The following is a 20173-nucleotide window of genomic DNA, read 5'->3' on the forward strand; positions in this document are numbered from 1 at the left end:
GGGTGGCCGGGGGCTGCTGACCGGTGGTGGCTTGTGGCTGGTGGGGGCTGCTGACCGGTGGTGGCTGGTGGCTCGTGGTGGCCGGCGGGGGTGACGGACCTGCGGGGGCGGGGTGAGTGGGCCACCCCGCCCCGGGCGGCCCGGTCGGCGGCGCGGGTGGTCAGCCGCGGAGGGGGATGCCGGTCGGCGGGCGCTCGGCGGGCGTGCGGTCGCGGTCGACGGGGGTGCGGTCGAGCGGCGTCCGGTCCATGGGGGTGCGGTCGAGCGGAGTCCGGTCGACGGGGGCGCCGACGGGGGTGCGGTCGATGGGCGTGCGGTCGATCGGGGTGCGGTCCAGGGCGTTGCGCTCCAGGCTGGAGCGGTCCAGGCCGCCCTGGCGGGCCGCCGGGACGGTGGCGGCCAGGCCGCCGCTGCGCTCGGTGGGGACGGGCAGCTCCTCGGAGCGGTCCGGGCGGGCGGGGCCGGGGACGGCGCCGCTGGCGGCGAGGAGTTCGCTGGTCGGGCGGCGCATCCCGTAACGGCGGTGGACCGCCTGCTTGGTGACCCCGAGGGCGGAGCCCACCGAGTCCCAGGAGAAGCCCAGCGCCCGGTCGAACTCGACCGCCGCCGCCACCAGGGTCTCCACGCTCTCCCGCAGCTCCTGCGCCAGGCGCACGGTCGGCGCGGGCGCCCGCCCGTACACCACGAAGCCGGCCGAGGTGCTCGGCCGGCGGGGTCGGTAGACGTTGCCCAGCTGGGCGGTGAGCGTCCGCAGCGCGTCGACCTGGCGCCTCACCCGCTCGATGTCCCGCACCAGCAGGTGCAGGCTCGCCCGCGCCCGGGCGTCGTGGTTGATCTGCTCGGCCATGGCCTACGTGCCACCTTCCGTACGGTTCAGCTCGGCCGGGGCGCGGTGTCCCGTGCGCCCGGCCCCGGTCAATCTCTCTTGACCAACGCCGAAGCGGGGGCCGGGGTAACGCGGCTCGGCAGACTCGGGATATGCCAGAAGCCGGTGCGGGCGTCCGAGGACGGCCCGTCGGAGCGCCCGGGCGGGTTGCATAGACTTGGCGGGAACCAGCCGTTGCCCGCAGCCCGAGCCCAGTCCGGACAGGAGCCCGTACCCCGTGGCGATCCAGCCGATCCGTCTCTTCGGAGACCCCGTCCTGCGGGCCAGCGCCCAGCCGGTGACCACCTTCGACAAGGAACTGCGCAGGCTGGTCGCCGACCTCACCGACACCATGCTCGACGCCCCCGGCGCGGGCCTCGCCGCGCCCCAACTCGGCGTCTCGCTGCGGGTGTTCACCTACCACGTGGACGGTGTCACCGGGCACCTGATCAACCCGGACCTGTCGCTCAGCGAGGACGAGCAGGAGGGCCCGGAGGGCTGCCTCTCGCTGCCCGGACTGCGCTACGACACCAAGCGCGCGTACGGCGTGGTGGCCAAGGGCTTCAACATGTACGGGGACCCGGTCACGCTGGAGGGCACCCAGCTGCTCGCGCGGTGCATCCAGCACGAGACCGACCACCTGGACGGCATCATCTTCATCGACCGGCTCGACCGGGAGCAGCGCAAGGCCGCGTTGAAGGCCATCCGGGAGGCCGACTGGGGCACCGGGCCGGCGCCCGTCGTCAAGGTCTCGCCGCACAGCACCTTCGGCTCCGCGCGCTGAGTTCGTTCCCCGATTCCCGTATGCAGAAAGGCACTTGATGCGTCTCGTCTTCGCCGGCACCCCCGAGGTCGCCGTTCCCGCCCTCGACGCGCTGATCGCCTCCGACCGGCACGAGGTCGTCGCGGTGGTCACCCGCCCCGACGCCCCCGCCGGGCGCGGGCGCAAGCTGGTCGCCAGCCCCGTCGCCCAGCGCGCCGAGGAGGCCGGGATCGAGGTCCTCAAGCCGGCGAAGCCCAGCGACCCGGACTTCGTCGCCCGGCTCACCGAACTCGCCCCCGACTGCTGCCCGGTGGTCGCCTACGGCGCGCTGCTGCGCCCCGGCACCCTGGAGATCCCGAAGCACGGCTGGGTCAACCTGCACTTCTCGCTGCTGCCCGCCTGGCGCGGCGCGGCCCCCGTCCAGCACTCGGTGCTGGCCGGTGACGAGGTGACCGGCGCCTCCACCTTCCTGATCGAGCAGGGCCTGGACTCCGGCCCGGTCTACGGGGTGATCACCGAGGAGGTCCGCCCGAGCGACACCAGCGGCGACCTGCTCACCCGGCTCTCGGTCTCCGGCGCCCGGCTGCTCGCGGCCACCATGGACGGCATCGAGGACGGCTCGCTGCACGCCGTGCCGCAGCCCGCCGAGGGCGTCACCCTCGCGCCGAAGATCGCCGTCGAGGACGCCCGGATCGACTGGAACCACCCCGCGCTGCGGATCGACCGGGTGGTGCGCGGCTGCGCGCCCGCGCCGGGCGCGTGGACGGAGTTCCGGGGCGAGCGGCTCAAGGTCACCGGGCCGGTCAAGCTGCTGCCGGAATCGGCCGAGCTGGCGCCGGGCGAGGTCGCGATGGTCGGCAAGAACAGCGTGCGGGTCGGCACCGGCTCGCACGACCTGGAGCTGGGGGAGGTGCGTCCGCAGGGGAAGAAGGAGATGCGGGCCGCCGACTGGGCGCGCGGGGCGCGGCTGGAGGCCGGGGAGCGGTTCGGAGGCTGAGCCTCCGGTTTGGCGTTACTGTTCGTTTGATCCGTACGATCCGCATTCCCTGTACCGAAATAACCACCGCAGCACTTTTGAGGTATCTGTGAGCACGCCCTCGAACACCCCCGCAGGCGCCAAGCGCGCCCCCCGTCCGCACCGGCGGCCCAAGAAGGACCCGGCCCGGATCGTCGCGTTCCGGGCGCTGCGCGCCGTCGACGAGCGTGACGCGTACGCCAACCTGATCCTGCCCTCCCTGCTCCGCGAGGCCGAGCAGAAGGGCATGGACCGGCGCGACGCCGCCCTCGCCACCGAACTCGTCTACGGCACCCTGCGGCTCCAGGGCACCTACGACGCGGTCATCGCCGCCTGCATCGACCGGCCGCTGAGCAAGGTCGACCCGCCGGTGCTCGACGTACTCTCGCTCGGCGCCCACCAGCTGCTCACCACCCGCATCCCCAGCCACGCGGCCGTCTCGGCGACCGTCGAGCTGGCCCGGGTGGTGCTCGGCGACGGCAAGGCCAAGTTCGTCAACGCCGTGCTGCGCCGGATCAGCGCCCACGACCTGGACGCCTGGATCGAGCGGGTCGCCCCGCCGTACGACAAGGACGCCGAGGACCACCTGGCGGTCGTGCACTCGCACCCGCGCTGGGTGGTCTCCGCCCTCTGGGACTCGCTCGGCCGCTGGCAGCCGGACGCCTCCGGGCGCACCGCGATCGAGGAACTGCTGCGGGCCGACAACGCCCGGCCCGAGGTCACCCTGGTCGCCCGGCCCGGCCGGGCCACCGTCGGCGAGCTGGCCGAGGTGCTGCCCGAGGCTGAGCCCGGGCGCTGGTCCCCGTTCGCGCTGCGGCTCGCCGAGGGCGGCGACCCCGGTGCGCTGACCGCTGTCCAGGAGAACCGGGTCGGCGTCCAGGACGAGGGCAGCCAGCTGGTCGCCCTGGCGCTCGCGAGCGCGCCGCTGGACGGCCCGGACCGGCTCTGGCTGGACGGCTGCGCCGGCCCGGGCGGCAAGGCCGCCCTGCTCGCCGCCCTGGCCGCGGAGCGCGGCGCGGGACTGGTCGCGAGCGAGAAGCAGCCGCACCGGGCCCGGCTGGTGGCGCGGGCACTGGAAGGCAACCCCGGCCCGTACACGGTGATCGCGGCCGACGGGACGCGCCCGGCCTGGCGCTCCGGCGGCTTCGACCGGGTGCTGGTCGACGTCCCCTGCTCCGGCCTGGGCGCGCTGCGGCGCCGCCCGGAGGCGCGCTGGCGGCGCCGGCCGGCCGATGTCGCGGCCTTCGGCCCGCTCCAGCGGGACCTGCTGCGCTCGGCGATCGAGGCCACCCGGGTCGGCGGCGTGGTCGGCTACGCGACCTGCTCGCCGCACCTCGCGGAGACCCGGGCGGTGGTCGACGACGTGCTGCGCGAGCAGGGCGGCCGGGTCGAGTGGATCGACGCCCGACCGCTGCTGCCCGGCGTCCCGGCGCTCGGCGACGGGCCGGACGTGCAGCTGTGGCCGCACCTGCACGGGACGGACGCGATGTACCTGGCGCTGCTGCGGCGGACGGCCTGAGCCACTGGTCGCCGGGGCGGCCTCGGCGGCTTGGGCTGCCGGGGTCGCCTTGGTTGCCGGGGTTGCACCTCCTGTAGGGGGAGGCGGCAGGGTGGTGGGCATGAACGGCGATGCGCTCCCCATCCTCCTCACCATCGGTGAACTGGCCCGGCGGACCGGGCTGACGGTGAAGACCGTCCGGTTCTACTCGGACCAGGGGATCGTGTCGCCGGCCGACCGCAACCCGGCCGGCCACCGGCGGTACGGCGCGGACGCCGTCGCCCGCCTGGACCTGGTGCGCACCCTGCGCGAGCTCGGGCTCGGCCTGCCGGAAATCCGGCAGGTGCTCGGCCGCGAGCGCGCGCTGTCCGAGGTCGCGGCGGCGCACGCCGCGGCGCTGGACGTCCGGATCCGGGTGCTGCGGCTGCGGCAGGCGGTGCTGCGGACGGTGGCCGCGCGCGGGGCTACGACAGAGGAGTTGACGCTCGTGCACCGGCTGGCCCGATTGACGGAGGACGAACGGGGGCGCCTGGTCGGGGAGTTCCTGGCCGCGGTGTTCGGCGCGGCCGCGGTGTCCGGCGGGGAGGGGTGCTGGGGTGGGGTGGCCGAGTCGCTGACGCCCCGGCTGCCGGAGCGGCCGTCGGACGAACAGGTCGAGGCCTGGGTGGAGTTGGCGCTGCTGGCCGGGGACGACGGGTTCCGGGAGCTGTTGCGCGGACTGGCGGAGGACGAGGCGGCGGAGGGCACGACCGGTGCGCCGCCCCGGCCCGGACTGGCCGTGCTGGTGCGGAGGGCGGTCGGCCCGGCGGTGGCGGCGGGGGTGGAGCCGGGATCGGCGGAGGCGGCGCGGGTGGTCGCGGTCCTGCTGGAGCGCTACGCGGAGTTGGTGGGCACGGCCGGGGCGGGGCAACAGCTGCGGGCCCGGCTGCCGGAGCAGCTGGTGGACCGGCTGGTGGACCGGCTGGTGGAGCGACTGCGGGCGATGGCGGACCCCCGGCGGGAGCGGTACCTGGAGTTGCTGGCGGTCGTCAACGGGTGGGTGGCGCCCGAGAGTTCGGGTGAGGTGCTGGACTGGGCGGTGCGGGCCGTGCAGGCGGCGCGGGCCGTACGGGCCGTACGGGTGGGCGGGGTTACGGCTGGAGGGGTGGCGGGGCCGGGCAGTTGGTGAGGAAGGCGTGGGCCTGGGCGCGGAGGTGGTCGACCGGGGGGTCCTCGCAGATCACCTCCAGGCCGAGCGCGGCGAACGCGCGCAGGTGGTGGGAGGACTGGTAGGCGAGGTACGGGCGGTGGCCGTCGTCGGGGTCCAGTCCGACGGCGAGGGTCGCGAAGAGGGTGCGCTCCCGCTCGGTGTGGGCGAAGTCCGTCCGGGAGAGCGTCCATTCGAACTCGTACGGCTCGGGCTCGGCGGGCAGGTCGAGGAGGGTCTGGGCGAGCCGGCGGACCTCGTCCGGGTCGGCGAAGGGGAGCGACTCCGAACCGAACGGAGCGGACGCGAACAGCTCCCACGCCGGTCCGTTGCGACGGACGGTCAGTTCCCACGCGCCGTCCTGGTCGTGCCAGTGGCAGCTGAGGATCGAGTCCATGGTGGTCAACCTCCCTGTGGAGCCGGGCCGTTACGTTTTCTCCTCATCGTGGCACACCGGTCCGACGGGGGCGCGTGGCGTGGGCCGCTCGCGGGCGGTCCGCCAGGCCTGCTGGAGGGCGTCGTAGCCGAGTACGGTGATCGCGTGCTCGGCGAGCAGGCGGCGGGCCTCGGGGGAGACCAGGAACTCGTAGTCGCTGCGGCGGACGCGCCGGTCGTCGTCGGGGCCGGTGGCGAGGCCCGGGTGGACGGCCCACTCGGTCAGGCCCGGCGGGAGGGCCGCGAGCAGGCGGGCGTAGTGGGCGGGCTTGTCCTCCAGCGGTACGGCGAAGCTGTCGAGGAAGCCGTGGTCGACCACCGGCAGCCCGCGCTCGCGCAGCCGGTCCAGGGCGGGCGGCAGCCAGACCCGCACCGCCAGGTCGTACTCGGAGCCCAGGGCGAGGGCGAGGTCGAGGACGTCCTCGCGGCCGCCGTCGGCCAGGCAGTGGAAGTCCAGGTGGGTCGGGCTGAGGCCGCTCGCCTCGACGGCGTCGATCTGGGCGCGGAACTCGCGCTCCACGTCGTCGATCCGGGCGTTCGCGGTGAGTGCGGCCCGGCCGGCCGGGGTGGGGGCGTGGAACCCGCCGTCCGGCGCGAGGAGGGAGGGCACCCGGTCGCGGGCGGTGAGCGGGCCCCAGCGCAGGTGCGGTGCCTCGCAGACCAGGGTGAGGTGGACGCCGAAGGGGATCTCCGGGTGGCGGCGCAGGAGGCGGAGCGCGTGCGGGGCGGCGTGACAGGGGGTCATCAGGCTGGCGGAGGCGGCGATGCCCCGGCGGACCGCCTCGACCACGGCGAGGTTGACGGACTCGTCCAGGCCGAGGTCGTCGCAGTTGAGCAGCAGGAGGCGGGCCTCGGGAGGATGGCCGAGGAGCTGGTTGGCGCGCGGACCGTCCGGGGCGGGGACTGCGGTGGGCATGGGGGCAGTCTTCACCGGGGGAGGCGGCCGGCGCGCGGGGATTTCCGCTCGGTCGGGCTCGGTCGGGCTCAGTCTGTGGTGGGGGCGGGGGCGGGGGCGGGGGCGGGGGCGGGGGCGGGGGTGGCGGTGGTCGGGGTGGGGTGCCACGGGCGGTCGGGGCGGGTCTGGACGGGGGCGGAGGTGAGGCGCAGGGCGTACACGTCGTGGTCCGGTGCCGGGGAGGGGACCGGACCGAGGTACTCATGGCCGGTCAGGTGGCACCAGGCGGGCAGGTCGAGCGGGGCGGCCGGATCGGTCGTCAGGATGTGGACCACGGCCCCGGCCGGGAGGTGGGCGATCTGCTTGCGCAGGCGGAGCAGGAGTTGGACGCAGAGCAGGCCGGTGCCGTCGACGGTGAGCTCGGGGGCCGTACCGTCGGCGGCGGGGCGGACAGCGTCGTCGGGGGTGGTCATCGGGGGATCTCCTGGGTGATGCGCCGGAGGCGGCGGGGCAGGTCGCCCTCCTCGAAGGCGTGGACCTCGGCGAGGGTGGGCTCCCGGCGCGGCGCCGCGCCGGGCGGCGGGCCGGGAGTGCGGGTCATGGTGGTGCCCTTCGCGGAGGTGCGTCGTGGTGCGGGTGGGGCTGGTAGTGCCGGTGCTGGCAGTGGTGCCGGTGTTGCGGGTCCAGCCTAGGGCTTCGGGATGTGGCGGTGTTCGGGGGCGGTGCCGCCGAGGCGGGTGAGCAGGGCGGAGAGCCGGGTGAGGTCCTCGCCGCTCCACTGGTCGGCGGCGAAGTGCTCGGTGGCGACCTGGCGGGCGGTGTACAGCATCTCGGCGAGCCGCTCGCGACCGGTCGGGGTGAGGGCGGCGTACGCGACCCGGGCGTCGCGGGCGGCGGCCTCGCGGGTCACCAGGCCGATCCGCTCCAGCGGGGCGAGGCCGCGGGTGACGCCGGAGGCGGTGAGGCCGAGGGCCTCGGCGAGGTCGACCCGGCGCATCCGGCCGCCGGGGGCCTGGGCGAGGTGCAGCAGCAGGGTGAAGTCGGACAGGCTCACGCCGTGCAGGCCGCTGAGGCTCGCGTCGAAGCGCTTGACGACGGCGGTCTGGGCGCGGACCAGGCGTAGTGCGGTGTCGAGCGGGTCGGGGCGGGGGGTGGTGTCGGGGCTCGGGACGGGGTTGGGGCCGGTGTCGGCGTCGGTGCTGGGACCGGTGCTGGGGCTGGGGTTCGTGGGGTCTGTCATTGCCACCTCCTTGACTGCTCAAGTATATGCACGAGCGGAGCCGTCAAGGAGGTGGCAGAGGGAGGGGGGTCGGTCAGCCGGTGGTGTTGGCGGCTCGGCGTTGGCGCTTGCCCAGTGGCGCCTGGGAGAGGTCCTCGGCCTGGGAGCGGAGGTTCTTGTAGCCGTAGCCGCGGTCCGTCAGCCAGGACTGCGCGACCTGTTCGGCCCGCTCGGTGGCCTCCAGGATGTCCTCCTCGGCCTCGCCCTCGTCCAGGAAGCGGAAGGTGAAGGCGGTGCGTGCGGCGAGGTCGTAGCTGAGGTGGCCCTCGCGGGTGAAGGCGGCGTGCAGCACGTCGTGCTCGGGGGCAGCGGCGAGGAGCTCGGCGCGCTGCTCGTCGCTGAGCCCGTCGAAGACGCCGCGCACCATGATGCGGAAGGTTCGGGTGGTCATGCCCCGACGATAGGCAGTGGAGGTGGCGGACCGCCAATGCGATTTCGCGGCCGAGGGGGAGGGGCGGGAGGGGCGGGAACGGGTCGGGTCACCGGTGGTCGGCCGTGGCGGGGAGGCCTGCCGTGAAGGACTCGACGGCGTCGGCGAGGGCGGCGGGGGCTTCCAGTGGGAGTAGGTGGCCGGCGTCCGGGACGACCGTGAGGCGGGCGTGCGGGAGGTGGGGGAGCAGATGGGTGCGGAGCAGGTCCGCCGGCTCGACCCGGTCGTGTCGGCCCGTCAGGACCACGGTGGGTACCCGGATCCGGGCACTGGCGGCGGTGATGTCGGTGGCGAGGCCGTGCAGCGGCCACTCCTCGCGGGCCGGGACGTCGGCGGCCAGGCTGTCCTGGACGGCGGCGGCGCGGACCGTCGGTGGCAGCGGGGCGGCGGTCAGGACGTGGTCGAGGGCGTGGCCCGCGGACTGCGGCGAGTCGTAGGCGTGGGCGAGCGCCTGCCGGTGGTCGAGGGTGGCGGTCGGGGCCGGACGCGGTGGGGCGGGGGCGACCAGGACGAGCCCGGCCAGGCCCTCCGGCCTTCGCGCGGCGGCGAGTTGGCACACCTTGCCGCCCATGGAGTGGCCGACCAGGACGAAGCGCTCCAGGTCGAGCCGACGGGTGACGGCGAGGAGGTCCTCGGCGAGCTGTTCCAGGTGGTACGGGCCGGGCAGCGCGCGGGACCGGCCCCAGCCGCGCTGGTCGTAGCGCACGGTGCCGCGCTCGGGCGGCAGGTGGCCGACGAACGCGTCCCAGGTGCGGGCCGAGCCGCCCCAGTAGTGGGCGAGGACCAGGGTGGGGCCGCCCCGCCCCTGGCGCTGGGCCTGGAGGGTGCCGCCGTCGACGGGGACGGGGACGTGGATAGGGACGGGGGTGTGGGGAAGGGCACGGGCAGTGTGGATGGTGGATTCCGGCAGCATGGTGGTCTCCTCAAGAGGGGTACTCCTCGGAGGCTACGGTCAGGAGCGGGCCTGAGGCCCGGTCGAAAGGTGCACGGTGATGGTGGAAAACGGACAGGCGCCCGGGATCCGGCAGGTGCGGTACAGCCCGGAGGCCGGGTCGGCGGGGTTCGGGGTGGAGGTGCTGAGCTTCGAGCGATTGCGCCGGATGGACCGGGCCCGGCGTCGGGAGCAGCCGCAGCGGCCGGATTTCCACGTGCTGGCGCTGGTGCGGTCGGGCCGTGGCCGGCAGGTGGCGGACTTCGTCGACCACCCGCTGCGGGAGCGGAGCGTGGTCTGGATCCGCCCGGGTGTGGTGCACCAGTGGGCGGAGGTCGACGGGGTGGACGGGCCGCTGGTGCTGTTCGAGCCGGAGGTGCTGGCGGGAGCGGTCGGGGTTGCCGGGGTGGCCGAGGTGGCCGGGGTGGCCGGGGTAGCCGCGTTCGGGGCGTCCTGCTGGCAAGTGGACCAGGAGGACTGGGGGTTGGTGCTGGCCGGGGTTGAGCACCTGGCGCAGGAGCATGCGGCGGCGGTGGCCCGGGAGGAGCCCTTCTCCAGGGCGTTGCTCGGGCACCTGCTGGCGGCGCTGCTGCTCCGGGCGGGCCCGCCCGAGGCGGTGCGGCCGTCAGCGGCGGCCGGCGACCGGGAGGTCTTCCGGCGGTACCGTGCGGCGGTCGAGGAGGGCTTCGCCCGGCGGCACCACGTCGCCGACTACGCCCGCGAACTCGGCTGCACGGTGCGGACCTTGACCAGGGCGAGCCGTGCGGCCAGTGGGCTCGGGGCGAAGCGCTTCCTGGACGAGCGCATCCTGCTGGAGGCCGAGCGGCTGTTGGCGCACACGGACCTGCCGCTGGCCCGGTGCGCGGAGCGGGTCGGCTTCGACGACGCCGCCAACTTCGCCGCCTTCTTCCGGCGGCTCGCCGGGGAGTCGCCCGGCCGCTGGCGCGAGGCCGCGGCCGGGCGTTGAGCCGGTGGGGGAGGCGTTGATGAAGGTCGCGTTGATGAAGGTCAGCGGGCGAAGGGGTCGAAGACGGTGGCGGCCAGGCGCAGGGCCTGGGGCGGCGTGCCGCCGCTGGAGCCGACGGAGTAGACCAGGCGCTTGCGCAGGTCCGCGGTGGCGAACACGCCTCCGGAGTAGCCGAGGTCGTGCCCGGTCTTTCCCCAGACCACGGTGCCGTCCGACAGTGGGAGGGACAGCAGCCCGGCGCTGTAGCAGGCCTTGCCCTTGTCCGGCCCCAACTGGCAGTCCCCGGTGCCGTGGTAGGGCAGCAGGTGCCCGGAGGCGTCGTGCGGCAGGGCGAACAGGTCGTGCCGTTGCTGCGGGGGCAGGAGCTCGCCGTCGAACAGGGCGCGCAGGAAGCGGTCCAGGTCGGCCGGGGTGGAGACCATCGATTCGGAGTTGCCGCCCTGCTCGGAGACGTCCGTCGGGACGCCGGCGTTGCTGTCGAGGTATCCGGCCAGGTGCGGTTCGGGCAGCTGCGGCGCGCCCCCGGTCAGTTCGGTGTGCCGCAGGTGGAGGGGTTCGAGGATGCGGGTGGTCACCTCCTGCTGGAGCGGGTGGCCCGTCACGTGTTCGATGAGCAGGCCGGCCAGGCGGTAGTTGAAGTTGTTGTACTCCTGCTCGGTGCCCGGCGAGGACGGTACGGGCCAGGGCCGGTCGGTGGGCCGCAGGGTGCGCTGGACGACCTCCTCGAAGGTCTCGACCCCGAAGCGCTGGGAGATCAGGCCGTCGTTGTCGCCGTCCTTGACTCCGGCCGGGCCCTCCACGGCCTGCGGCAGTCCGCTGGTGTGGTCGAGGAGTTGGCGGACGGTGACCGCCGGGTAGACCGGGCTGCCGTTCGCCCCGTCGGGCAGCACCCCGGGCAGGTACTGCTGGACGGTGCCGTCCAGGTCGATCCGCTGCTCGGCGGCGAGCTGGAGCACCACGGCGGCGACGAAGGTCTTGTTGATGCTGCCGATCCGGAAGGCGGCGTTCGGGGCGACCGGCTGCCCGCTCACTCGGTCGTCGGCCGTGCCGCGCCAGGTCCGACCGTCGACCGTCACCCGGGCGAGCGCACCCGCGGTGGGATCCCCTGGTCGGGTGGCTATGGCGGCGTTGAGGGCGGCTCGGTCGGGGCCGCCCCGGGGTGCGGTGTCGTCGGCCAGGGCGGCCGTTGGCGTGGCGGCGAGGAGCAGGCCGCCGAGGGCGAGGGCGAGGGCGGTGCGCTTGGCGATGGGCATGGGTGCTCCGGGGCTGGTGGGGTGGGCGGGTTCTGCGGTGGCAGCCTTGGAGGGGACGCGAGGTGATGGCCAGTCAGTTCCTTTCGCCTCGGGGGCGTGCGGGCGGGTCCAGTACGCGCTGGTGCAGAAGGCCGCCCACGACAGCGGTTACCGGCACAGCAGCTGCTTCGGGCCGGGTCAGGGGCCGGACGGGGTGGGCAGTTCGACGGAGTGGACCGTGAAGCCGCCGCTGGTGACGGGGGCGAAGGGGGCCAGCGCCATGCAGGTGCCCACGACGGGCTGGTAGGGCTTGCCGTCCTTGTCCACGTCCACGTTGCCCACGCCCCAGGAGAAACCGAGACGGTCCCGCCCGTGGCCGGGGGCGTCGTAGATGCTCAGGCCTATTCGCTGCCCGACCGGCATGGCGTCGGACTTGGTGATCACGGCCGTCAGGGTGGCGACGGGGCCGCCGGTGGCGAGGCAGTCGACCGTGGCGTCGGCCTGGCGGACCTCGCCGGTCTCGACCACGCGGTGGGAGAAGTGGACGGTGCCCCGGGCGTCGGTGGGCAGACCGTGCGGGATGCCGGGGAGGGGACGGCTGCCGGGGGCGGCCACGGCGTCGACCGTGAAGCGGATCTCGTCGTCCGGGCGGGGGGCGTAGTGGATCCGGCCGGATCCGCTGACCCGGGCGGTGAGGGTGGCGGTGGGGTCGGTGGAATGGGCGGCGGAAGGGGCGGTGGAGGGGGTCGCACCTGCCGGGGCAGGGGCGGTGAGCGCCACGAGGGCGAGCCCCGCGAGGGCGGCCCGGGTGGACGCCTTGCGGACGGTACGGGCGAAGCGGAACACGATGGAGACCCCCTTCTCCGGCGGCCCCGGTGGCCGCCGTCTCGGTGACTCCAAGACTGGCCGCCGGGACCCTCTCCCCACATGTGCCGATCGGCATGACCGATCCACCGGGTTCGGCGTCCGCCCCTGCCGATCGGCAGGGGCGGACCGGGCCGGACGCCGGGCGTCGAACGTCGGACGCCAGACGGCCTGGGGCCCGCCCCCCGGCTACGCCCGGGCCGGCAGCCGGGTGCAGACCGCACCCGTCGCCAGCGGCGCGGCCTCGGCGCCCAGCACGGTCAGGGTGAAGTCCGTGATCAGCGCATTGATGTCGGCGCTCTGCCGGACCAGGTAGTGGCTCCCGCCGGGCACCTCGTACCGCGCGAGGTCGGGCGAGACCTCCCGGGCGCGCAGCGCGTACTCGAGGGACTGGGCGGCGTTGGCCGCGCTGTGGTCGGCGGTGCCGTGCACGATCAGCACCCGCCGCCCGGCGAGCTGGTCGACCCGGTCGCCGGTGGGCAGCCAGGGGGCGAGCCCGGCCACCCCGACGACGTTCGGGTGCCCCGCGCACCAGAACGCGGCCCGCCCGCCGAGCGAGTTGCCGATGAGCACCACCGGCACGCCCGGGTAGCGGCGGTCGAGTTCGTCGAGCGCCCAGCGGGTGTCGACCTCGGTGTCGGCGTCGGCGCCGTTCCAGCCGCTGTAGCGGTAGTGCAGCAGGTGCACCGCCAACCCGTGCGGACGGCCGCGGTCGGTGAGTTCGGTGGCGAGCCCCTGGAGGCCGAGTTCGGCGATCCGCAGTGGTCCGCGCTTGCTCCGGAGGAACCCGCCGGGCAGCAGCAGGGCGACGCCGGAGACCGGTCCGTCGCCCTCCCACGGGGTGAGCTGTGCGGTGTGCGGGCGCTGCGCTCGGAACACGCCGGTCCTTCCTGGTGGACGGTCGGGGGGAATGACGGTCAGGGGATGACGGTCAGGGGATGACGGTCGGGGGTGGTGGTGTCCGGAGGGGACAGCCGGATTCTACGGTTCCGGCGGCGGGTTGCGGTGCGTGAGGAGCGCCCGCGGGATCCAGCCGCTCACCCGGGTACGGGCAGGATGGCGAGGGGGAGCGCCGACGGCGGGCCGAGCTCGGCTCCTGGCCGACTCGTGCGGTGGAAGCGGAAGTTGATCTAACCGCCGGGCCGCTCGCGGTCCGCCCCCGGCCTGTTCCGCCCGGCCGCCCGGGAGCGATTCCCGAGCAGCTCCTGCATGCTCGGGAGTCGCCGCCGCGGCTGTGCGGGCGGGGTGCTCGGCTGCTGCCGGGGCTCCGGGGCCGGGCCGAGCCCGACCTTGGCCGCCGCGTCGGCCAGGAAGTCCGAGGCCTGCTGTCGGGCGTGGTCCACGCTGTGCCGCAGCTGCTCGGCGTCGCCGCGGAGCTTGTCGGCCTGGCGGCTCAGCAGGTCGTCGCGCTGTTCGGTTCCGCCGCGCTGCTCGGTCCCGCTGAGCTGCTGGAGGCCGGCCGCGGCCCGGGCGGCGGATTCGCGTTCGAGCTGCTCGCCGCGGGCCCGGGCGTCGGCGATGATCTGCTGCGCCGCGGATTCGGTGAGGGTCCGGATCTCGGCCATGTCCTGCTCGGCCTGGCGGCGGAGGAAGGCGGCCTCGGCCTCGAACTGCTCGCGGAGCCGGGCGACTTCCGTGCGGGCGCGGTCGAGCAGGGCGTCCGCTTCCTGGCGGCGGGCCAGGACGTACGGGTCCGGTGCGGCGGTGCGGGCGTCCAGGAGGGTGGGCCGGTGCCCGGCGGTCCGCGGCGGTTCGGCGATCCGGCGCAGGCGTTCGGCGACGCCGTCGGCCTCGGCCGGTCGGTGGGCCGGGTCCTTGGCGAGCAGGTTGAGTACCAGGGCGTCGAGTTCGGCCGGCAGTCCGGGCCGCAGGGCGCCGGGGGCGGTCGGCGGGACCTCGCCGTGCATCCGGATCAGCTCGTACAGGGTGCCGCTGAACGGTGGGCGGCCGGTGAGGAGTTCGTGCAGCAGGCAGCCGAAGGCGTAGAGGTCGGAGCGGGCGTCGAGGGCGCGGTTCTCGAAGCGCTCGGGGGCCATGTAGGCGGGGGTGCCGACGATCACGTTGGTGCTGGTGACGCCGTCGTCGGCGGTGCCGGTGCGGGCGATGCCGAAGTCGACCACCTTGACCGCACCGGCGGACTGGACCATCACGTTGGCCGGTTTGACGTCCCGGTGGACGACCCCGGCCCGGTGCGCGGTGGCCAGTGCCCCGGCGATCTGGGCGGCCCAGTCGAGGGCCAGGGGCAGCGGTGGCGGCCCGGCGGCCAGGTGGCGGCTGAGCGGGGCGCCGTCGAGCAGCTCCATGACCAGGAAGAACACCGGGCGGTCGGCGGTGCGGTGCTGCCCGAAGTCGTGCACGGTGACGATGGACGGGTGGTTGAGCGCGCCGGCGGTGGCCACCTCCCGGGCGAACCGGGCGGCGTCCTTTCCGGAGCCGGCGCCACCGGTGGCGCCGGGGAGCAGCACCTTGACGGCGACGAGGCGTCGGATGCGCGCGTCGCGGGCCTTCCAGACCGCGCCGAAGGCGCCCTCGCCGATCTGCTCGACCAGTTCGTACCGCCCGTCGAGTACCTCGCCCGGCTGCATCCCCCGCCCCTTCCGCGCTCCGGCGCCCGTGCCCCGGTCCGGCGCCCGTTCCCCGGTCTGCTTCAACCTACCCCGGGGGCAAGGGCGTTCGTCACCCGGCGCGGGTGGGCGTCAGTTCGGCCAGGACGGCGCCGAGCAGGCCGGGGAGGCGGGCGTCGAGCGCGTCGCGGCGGAGTGTGACCAGGCGGGCCTTGCCACTGGTGCGGACGGTGACCAGGCCGGCCTCGCGCAGGATCCGCCAGTGGTTGGAGAGGGTCGACTTGGGGACGGTGAGCCCTTCGGGGCTGCAGGTGGTCTCGCCCTCCTCGGCGAGGCGGCGGACGAGTTCGAGGCGGACCGGGTCGCCGAGGGCGTGCAGGACGGTGGCGAGGTCGAAGTCCTCGGGGTGGGGCTGGGGCAGGGTCCGCATCTGGGTCCTCGGGTTCCTCGGGTTCCTCGGTGGCGCCGGCCGGCCCTGGCGGTGGGGCGGCGCGCTGTCTAGTATCTCAGTTCGACAGTTCGGGAAAGCCGAACTGATCTTGGTGGTCGAGTGGATCCTCCGGAGGTTGGGACGATGAAGGTGCTGGAGACGCTGGCCCGGGTCTACGTGGACGACCTGGAGGCCGCCCTGCCCACGCTGCGCGAACTCACGGGCGAGCGCGAGGGGTTGCGCTTCCCGTACGCCGGGGTGGAGGTCGCGCGGATCGGCGGCCTGCTGGTCGTCGCGGGCCCGGAGGAGGCGGTGGCGCGCTTCCGCCGGGTGCAGAGCACGCTGCTGGTCGACGACCTGGACGGCCTCGGGCCCCTGCTGGCCACCCTGGGGGGCGAACTGCTGGACGGCCCCAACGAGGTGCCGACCGGCCGCAACGCGACCGTCCGGCACCCGGGCGGGGCGGTGTTCGAGTACGTCGAGTTCGCGAAGGACCGCCCCGTCTTCGCGGACTGACGCGACGTCGGGGCCGGGGAAATGCCGGTGCGGACGGGCGTTGCCGGGGGTAGGGTCCGCCGGTGACTGGTGATCGTGGGGGAATCGTGGAGGCCGGCACCACCGGGCCGGAGCCGGGGCCGGAGCCGGAACCGGTGCCGGAACCCGGGCCGGAGGCAGAACCCGGCGTCGGCCCCGGCCCCGGCCCCGGCCCCGGAGCCGGAGCCGACGGCCGGGCGCCGCGGGTGGGCGTGCAGGTCGCCCTCGCGGTCGCCCTGGTGGGGGCGCTGTTCGCCGGCCTCTGGTACCTGACCGGGGACGGCCGGGGCTTCGGGCCGAGCAACACGCCGGCGAAGTGCACTCCGGCGAAGCCGACGGACTCGGCCAGGTACCCCGCGCTGTGCGCCGCGCTCAACCGTCCCGACCTGCCGGTGCTGATGGGCGTGCCGAAGGAGCGGGTGCTGGTGGCGCAGGCCGGGATGACGCTGAGCGGCGGGTCGGCCCTGGACAAGGACGGCTATGGCGCGGCGGAGGTGCAGTTCGGCGAGCTCTACGTCCAGCTCGCCGACAGCGCGGACGTCGACGCGGACGACTACGCCCGGCTGTACCCGCCGGCGGACCCGCGTGCACCCGTCCTCGGGCACAAGGCGCTGTTCTACCGCACCCCCACGATGACGTTCTCCTTCGCCCTCGGCGGCGGCAAGTCCACCGCGGGCACCGGCGCCCCCGCCCACGCGCTCGCCGTCGCGAAGAACCCGGACGGGACCGGCGGCAGCTTCGAGGTGAGTGTCTGGCGCAAGGACTCGCTGCCGATCGACGACGCGGCCCTCTACCGCCTCGCCGAGGCGGTGCTGCCGGGTCTCCCGGGCTGGGCGGCGGGCTGAGCGATCGTAAGCGCCGCAGGTGTGGGCGGCTGGTGGGGCGGTGGGGCGCGATTCGTCACGATCGCGCCGGTCAGGGCCTCCCATGTGCAGGGAAGGACGTGGTTTTCCCTGCTCTTTGTTCAGGATCTTGCCCCGTTCTGCGACGATCCGATGATCGACGCCCCACTGCGGGGGCGGCGCTTCGCAGGGGAGAGACGGGCATGGCCGAGCGGCCCGAGGACAGCGTCGTCCGGGTAAGGACGAGGTGGGCCGCCAGGTTCGCCGAGCACAGGGAGACCGGGGCGGTACTGACCGGCGGTGTGCTGGGGGCCATGTTCGCGAGCATGGGCCTGGCCGTGCTCTTCGGCCCCGCGAACGGGTTCGGCGGCGACAGCCTGGGCTACCTGGGCGCCGTCAGCATCCTCGGCCTGCTGCCCTGCGGCGCCGGCTTCGTCTGGGCGCTGATCCACCCCAGGCGCGGGCTGCCCGCGGCGGCGGTCGGCGCCGTGCTGGGGCTGGCGATCTTCCTCGGCTTCGCCGGGGACGGCCTCAACGACGCCTGGCGGGCCCCGGCGGACCGTCCGTCCACCGTCCGCGCGGTCGGCAGCTGGACCAGCGGCAGCCTGGTGGTGCGGGTCCGCCCCGACCAGGTGGTCGCCTACCGCAGCCGCGGGGGAGCGGTCGCCTGGCAGTGGACGCCGCCCGGCTCCGACTCCGTGTGCACGATGAGCCGGGGCATCGGCGCGGGCGGCATCGGCCTGGTCGGGCACTCCCCGCACGGCAAGCCCTGCGCGGCGGTCACCTCGCTGGACCTCGCGGACGGCAAGCAGGGCTGGACCGCCACCGTGAACGCACCCGCCCGGGACGGCGACACCGCGGACTCCGACCTCGTCGCGGTGGCGGGCGCCCAGGCCGTGCTGCAGGGCACCGACGGCTGGCGCGCCGTCCGGCTGACCGACGGCCGGGAGCTGTGGCGCAGCGCGCCCGACACCGGGTGCACCCCGGTCGAGGTCGCGGGCGCGGACCAGGACGTGGTGACGGCCGCGGAGTGCGGTGACGGGACGGCGGTCGTGCACACCCTGGCGCCCGGGGACGGGCAGGGCCGGACGCGGGCTGCCATGCCGGCCGAGGGCGGGCTCAAGAATTTCATGGTGGTCTCCGTCGACCCGCTCGTGGTCTGGGTCGACGCCCAGGCCGAGCGCGGCACCCACGCGGTGCTCAGCTTCGACGGGACGGGTCGCCAGCGGGCGTCGATCGCGGTCTCCGGCGGCGAGTACGACCTCGACGTGATGCTGGGCGGCGTCCACGCCTTCGACGAGTTCACCGCCCGGCCGCTGCTCGGCGGGGTGGTGGTCGGGGACCTGTTCATCGTGCCGGGGGAGCGGCAGGGCGACGTCAGCATCAGCGGCGGCCCGCACCCGAGCCGCACCGCCACCGGGCGGCTGGTCGCGTACTCCCTCGCGGACGGCACCAAGCAGTGGACGGCGGGCCTGGACGACCAGGTGACGGGCGTGCTCGTCGACGGGCCGTCGGTGTGGGCGATGACCCGCGACAGGCTGACCCTGATCGACTCGGCGACCGGTCGGCGCAACCGCGAGCTGGATGTCAACGACACCGCCTCGCTGTACCCGGTGGACCTCTCGGCGGCGGGCCGGGAGGAGTTCACGGTGGTCGCCGAGGACGGCACCAGGGACGAGCCGCCGGTCCGGGGGATCAGCTGAGGGAGCCGGACGCGACCTGGGGGTGCGGCTACTGTGCCGGTCATGTCTGACGATCTGCGGGACATCCGCCCGGGTGCTGAATCCGCCGCACCGTGGGGCGCCGAGCGGGCCACCGGCTCCCCGCCCGACCGGTCCGTGCGGCGTATCGCGACCGGCCACACCGAACCGCTGCTGGCGGTGGCGACGGCGGTGGTCGACGGCCGTCCCGTGGCGGTCACCGGCAGTTGCGACCGGACCGCGCGGGTCTGGGACCTGGCCACCGGCCGGCAGATCTGCCCACCCCTCGCCGCCCACACCGGCGAGGTGTGCGCGGTGGCGACGGCGGTGGTCGACCGCCGTCCCGTGGCGGTCACCGGCAGCTCCGACCGGACCGCGCGGGTCTGGGACCTGACCACGTGCGAGCAGATCGGCGAACCGCTCACCGGCCACGCGGCCGCGGTGGCGGCGGTGGCGACGGCGGTGGTCTACGGCCGCCCCGTCGCGGTCACCAGCGGCGGCGACGAGACGGTGCGGGTATGGGACCTGACCACGTGCGAACAGATCGGCGAGCCGCTCACCGGCCACACCTCGGCTGTGTTCTCGGTGGCGACGGCGCTGCTCGACGGCCGTCCCGTGGCGGTCACCGGCAGCTACGACGACACCGTGCGGGTGTGGGACCTGACCACGTGCGAGCAGATCGGCGAGCCGCTGACCGGCCATGAGGAGGGGGTGCGGGCGGTGGCGACGGGAGTGGTCGACGGCCGCCCCGTGGCGGTCACCGGTGGCCACGACGGGACGGTGCGGGTGTGGGACCTGACCGCGTGCGAGCAGATCGGCGAGCCGCTGACCGGCCACGACGGCTGGGTGCTGTCGGTGGTCACGACGACGATCGAAGGCCGCCCCCGAATCGTCAGCGGAGGCGAGGACTGGACGCTCCAGGTGTGGGATCCGACGACGGTCAGGCGGGTCGGCGAGCCGGTGGTCGGCCATGCCGACAAGGTGCGGGCGATGGCGACCGCGGTGCTGGACGGCCGCCCCCACGTGATCGCCGGCAGCCAGGACGGGATGCTGCGGGTGTGGGACCTGGTCCCGGGCGGCCAGGTGGGTGAGCCGTAGCGGCCCGGCCCGGTGGTGAACGGGCCGGGCCGGGATGGTAGTTGGGTGTACGGCACGCGGCAGGGTCTGGGGAGGGGGGCCGTGTCGGGCGGGAGAGGTCCGCGGGGGCGGGGACTCTGCGGGCCCCTTGTTCTGCGGGGCGGAGTGCGGGGCCGGGCGGCGGTGCCGTCCGTCGGGGGCGGGCGTGCGCGGTGTCTCGGTGCGGGCCGGCCTCCGGGCTCTCCGCAGGACAGGCTTGGGTGCGGGATCTACGGTGGAACCGGGTAGCCGCTCTTTGCCGAATGAGTGTCCACGTCGGTTCTTGTCGGCGAGTCTTCCGGCACCGGCTTCGTCCGACCTGGCGAAGCGCAGCCTCGTTCTCCCAGGAGGGGTTATGGCTACTGGGACAGTCAAGTGGTTCAACGCCGAGAAGGGCTTCGGATTCATCGAGCAGGACGGCGGTGGTCCGGACGTGTTCGTGCACTACTCGAACATCGACAGCCAGGGCTTCCGTGAACTGGTGGAAGGCCAGAGGGTCGAGTTCGACATCACCCAGGGCCAGAAGGGACCGCAGGCCGAACGCGTCCGCCTCGCAGGGTGACGGGTCGGCCCGGGCCCGCCCTGGGGCCGGAGCCAGGCGAGCCCGGGCCCGCCCGGGCCGACACG

23 protein-coding genes are annotated in these 20173 nt (G+C 74.9%); 10 read left to right on the top strand and 13 right to left on the bottom strand.

Features of this window, described 5'->3' with window-relative positions:
- Positions 1-160: 160 nt before the first annotated feature.
- A complete protein-coding gene (locus ACFV8H_RS19990) occupies positions 161-847 on the bottom strand; it encodes a hypothetical protein (RefSeq protein ID WP_380401499.1) in 687 nt (228 codons plus the stop codon).
- 256 nt (positions 848-1103) lie between these two features.
- On the opposite strand from ACFV8H_RS19990, the gene def reads away from it, so the two are divergent.
- The 4 genes from def to ACFV8H_RS20010 all read left to right on the top strand — a co-directional run bounded on the left by def (position 1104) and on the right by ACFV8H_RS20010 (position 5309).
- On the top strand, positions 1104-1649 hold the full coding sequence (def, locus tag ACFV8H_RS19995) for a peptide deformylase (protein ID WP_375889921.1): 546 nt from the start codon (positions 1104-1106) through the stop codon (positions 1647-1649).
- A gap of 37 nt (positions 1650-1686) precedes the next feature.
- Positions 1687-2625, top strand: coding sequence for a methionyl-tRNA formyltransferase (gene fmt / locus ACFV8H_RS20000; RefSeq protein WP_380401502.1), 939 nt, complete (start codon positions 1687-1689; stop codon positions 2623-2625).
- Positions 2626-2713: 88 nt separating this feature from the next.
- Positions 2714-4162, top strand: coding sequence for an RsmB/NOP family class I SAM-dependent RNA methyltransferase (locus tag ACFV8H_RS20005; RefSeq protein WP_380401505.1), 1449 nt, complete (start codon positions 2714-2716; stop codon positions 4160-4162).
- A 100-nt stretch (positions 4163-4262) separates the two neighbouring features.
- Positions 4263-5309, top strand: coding sequence for a MerR family transcriptional regulator (locus ACFV8H_RS20010; protein ID WP_380401508.1), 1047 nt, complete (start codon positions 4263-4265; stop codon positions 5307-5309).
- Here ACFV8H_RS20010 and ACFV8H_RS20015 read toward each other — a convergent pair.
- From ACFV8H_RS20015 to ACFV8H_RS20045, 7 genes are all read right to left on the bottom strand, one after another.
- Positions 5272-5724 (bottom strand): hypothetical protein, encoded by a 453-nt coding sequence (locus tag ACFV8H_RS20015; RefSeq protein ID WP_380401511.1) that lies wholly within the window; start codon positions 5722-5724, stop codon positions 5272-5274. The genes ACFV8H_RS20010 and ACFV8H_RS20015 overlap by 38 nt on opposite strands.
- A gap of 30 nt (positions 5725-5754) precedes the next feature.
- On the bottom strand, positions 5755-6678 hold the full coding sequence (locus tag ACFV8H_RS20020; protein ID WP_380401514.1) for a polysaccharide deacetylase family protein: 924 nt from the start codon (positions 6676-6678) through the stop codon (positions 5755-5757).
- A 68-nt stretch (positions 6679-6746) separates the two neighbouring features.
- Entirely contained in the window at positions 6747-7130 is a 384-nt protein-coding gene (locus tag ACFV8H_RS20025) for a sulfurtransferase TusA family protein (protein WP_380401517.1), read from the bottom strand.
- The gene (locus tag ACFV8H_RS20030) at positions 7127-7258 is read right to left on the bottom strand and encodes a hypothetical protein (protein WP_380401520.1); all 132 of its coding nucleotides are present in this window, start codon (positions 7256-7258) and stop codon (positions 7127-7129) included. The genes ACFV8H_RS20025 and ACFV8H_RS20030 overlap by 4 nt, the downstream gene beginning before the upstream one ends.
- Before the next feature lie 87 nt (positions 7259-7345).
- Positions 7346-7897 (bottom strand): MarR family transcriptional regulator, encoded by a 552-nt coding sequence (locus ACFV8H_RS20035; RefSeq protein ID WP_380401523.1) that lies wholly within the window; start codon positions 7895-7897, stop codon positions 7346-7348.
- Between the two features lie 73 nt (positions 7898-7970).
- Positions 7971-8327 carry a DUF6204 family protein gene (locus ACFV8H_RS20040; RefSeq protein ID WP_375889906.1) on the bottom strand — a complete coding sequence of 119 codons (357 nt, stop codon included), beginning with the start codon at positions 8325-8327 and terminating at the stop codon, positions 7971-7973.
- A gap of 88 nt (positions 8328-8415) precedes the next feature.
- Positions 8416-9279, bottom strand: coding sequence for an alpha/beta fold hydrolase (locus ACFV8H_RS20045; protein ID WP_380401526.1), 864 nt, complete (start codon positions 9277-9279; stop codon positions 8416-8418).
- Between the two features lie 79 nt (positions 9280-9358).
- Here ACFV8H_RS20045 and ACFV8H_RS20050 point away from each other — a divergent pair, with 79 nt between their 5' ends.
- Positions 9359-10264, top strand: a complete 906-nt coding sequence (locus tag ACFV8H_RS20050) for an AraC family transcriptional regulator (RefSeq protein WP_380401529.1) — start codon at positions 9359-9361, stop codon at positions 10262-10264.
- Positions 10265-10305: 41 nt separating this feature from the next.
- On the opposite strand, the gene ACFV8H_RS20055 is transcribed toward ACFV8H_RS20050, so the two are convergent.
- The 5 genes from ACFV8H_RS20055 to ACFV8H_RS20075 all read right to left on the bottom strand — a co-directional run bounded on the left by ACFV8H_RS20055 (position 10306) and on the right by ACFV8H_RS20075 (position 15354).
- The gene (locus tag ACFV8H_RS20055) at positions 10306-11517 is read right to left on the bottom strand and encodes a serine hydrolase domain-containing protein (protein ID WP_380401532.1); all 1212 of its coding nucleotides are present in this window, start codon (positions 11515-11517) and stop codon (positions 10306-10308) included.
- Positions 11518-11694: 177 nt separating this feature from the next.
- On the bottom strand, positions 11695-12342 hold the full coding sequence (locus ACFV8H_RS20060; RefSeq protein WP_380401535.1) for a hypothetical protein: 648 nt from the start codon (positions 12340-12342) through the stop codon (positions 11695-11697).
- A 207-nt stretch (positions 12343-12549) separates the two neighbouring features.
- On the bottom strand, positions 12550-13239 hold the full coding sequence (locus tag ACFV8H_RS20065) for an alpha/beta hydrolase (protein WP_380401538.1): 690 nt from the start codon (positions 13237-13239) through the stop codon (positions 12550-12552).
- Positions 13240-13490: 251 nt separating this feature from the next.
- On the bottom strand, positions 13491-14945 hold the full coding sequence (locus ACFV8H_RS20070) for a protein kinase (RefSeq protein ID WP_380401540.1): 1455 nt from the start codon (positions 14943-14945) through the stop codon (positions 13491-13493).
- A 91-nt stretch (positions 14946-15036) separates the two neighbouring features.
- Complete coding sequence (locus tag ACFV8H_RS20075) at positions 15037-15354, bottom strand: ArsR/SmtB family transcription factor (RefSeq protein ID WP_380401543.1); 318 nt, start codon at positions 15352-15354, stop codon at positions 15037-15039.
- Between the two features lie 144 nt (positions 15355-15498).
- Between ACFV8H_RS20075 and ACFV8H_RS20080 the strand changes: the two genes are divergently transcribed.
- The 5 genes from ACFV8H_RS20080 to ACFV8H_RS20100 all read left to right on the top strand — a co-directional run bounded on the left by ACFV8H_RS20080 (position 15499) and on the right by ACFV8H_RS20100 (position 20108).
- Positions 15499-15870 carry a hypothetical protein gene (locus ACFV8H_RS20080; protein ID WP_380401546.1) on the top strand — a complete coding sequence of 124 codons (372 nt, stop codon included), beginning with the start codon at positions 15499-15501 and terminating at the stop codon, positions 15868-15870.
- A 62-nt stretch (positions 15871-15932) separates the two neighbouring features.
- A complete protein-coding gene (locus tag ACFV8H_RS20085; RefSeq protein WP_380401548.1) occupies positions 15933-16733 on the top strand; it encodes a DUF6215 domain-containing protein in 801 nt (266 codons plus the stop codon).
- A gap of 200 nt (positions 16734-16933) precedes the next feature.
- Positions 16934-18433, top strand: a complete 1500-nt coding sequence (locus ACFV8H_RS20090) for a PQQ-binding-like beta-propeller repeat protein (RefSeq protein WP_380401551.1) — start codon at positions 16934-16936, stop codon at positions 18431-18433.
- A gap of 42 nt (positions 18434-18475) precedes the next feature.
- Positions 18476-19528 carry a WD40 repeat domain-containing protein gene (locus ACFV8H_RS20095; protein WP_380401554.1) on the top strand — a complete coding sequence of 351 codons (1053 nt, stop codon included), beginning with the start codon at positions 18476-18478 and terminating at the stop codon, positions 19526-19528.
- A 373-nt stretch (positions 19529-19901) separates the two neighbouring features.
- Positions 19902-20108 (top strand): cold-shock protein, encoded by a 207-nt coding sequence (locus ACFV8H_RS20100; RefSeq protein WP_375889879.1) that lies wholly within the window; start codon positions 19902-19904, stop codon positions 20106-20108.
- The last annotated feature ends 65 nt before the right edge of the window (positions 20109-20173 follow it).

It is taken from the genome of Kitasatospora sp. NPDC059827, assembly GCF_042731675.1.
In the GTDB taxonomy this organism is placed as follows: domain Bacteria; phylum Actinomycetota; class Actinomycetes; order Streptomycetales; family Streptomycetaceae; genus Kitasatospora.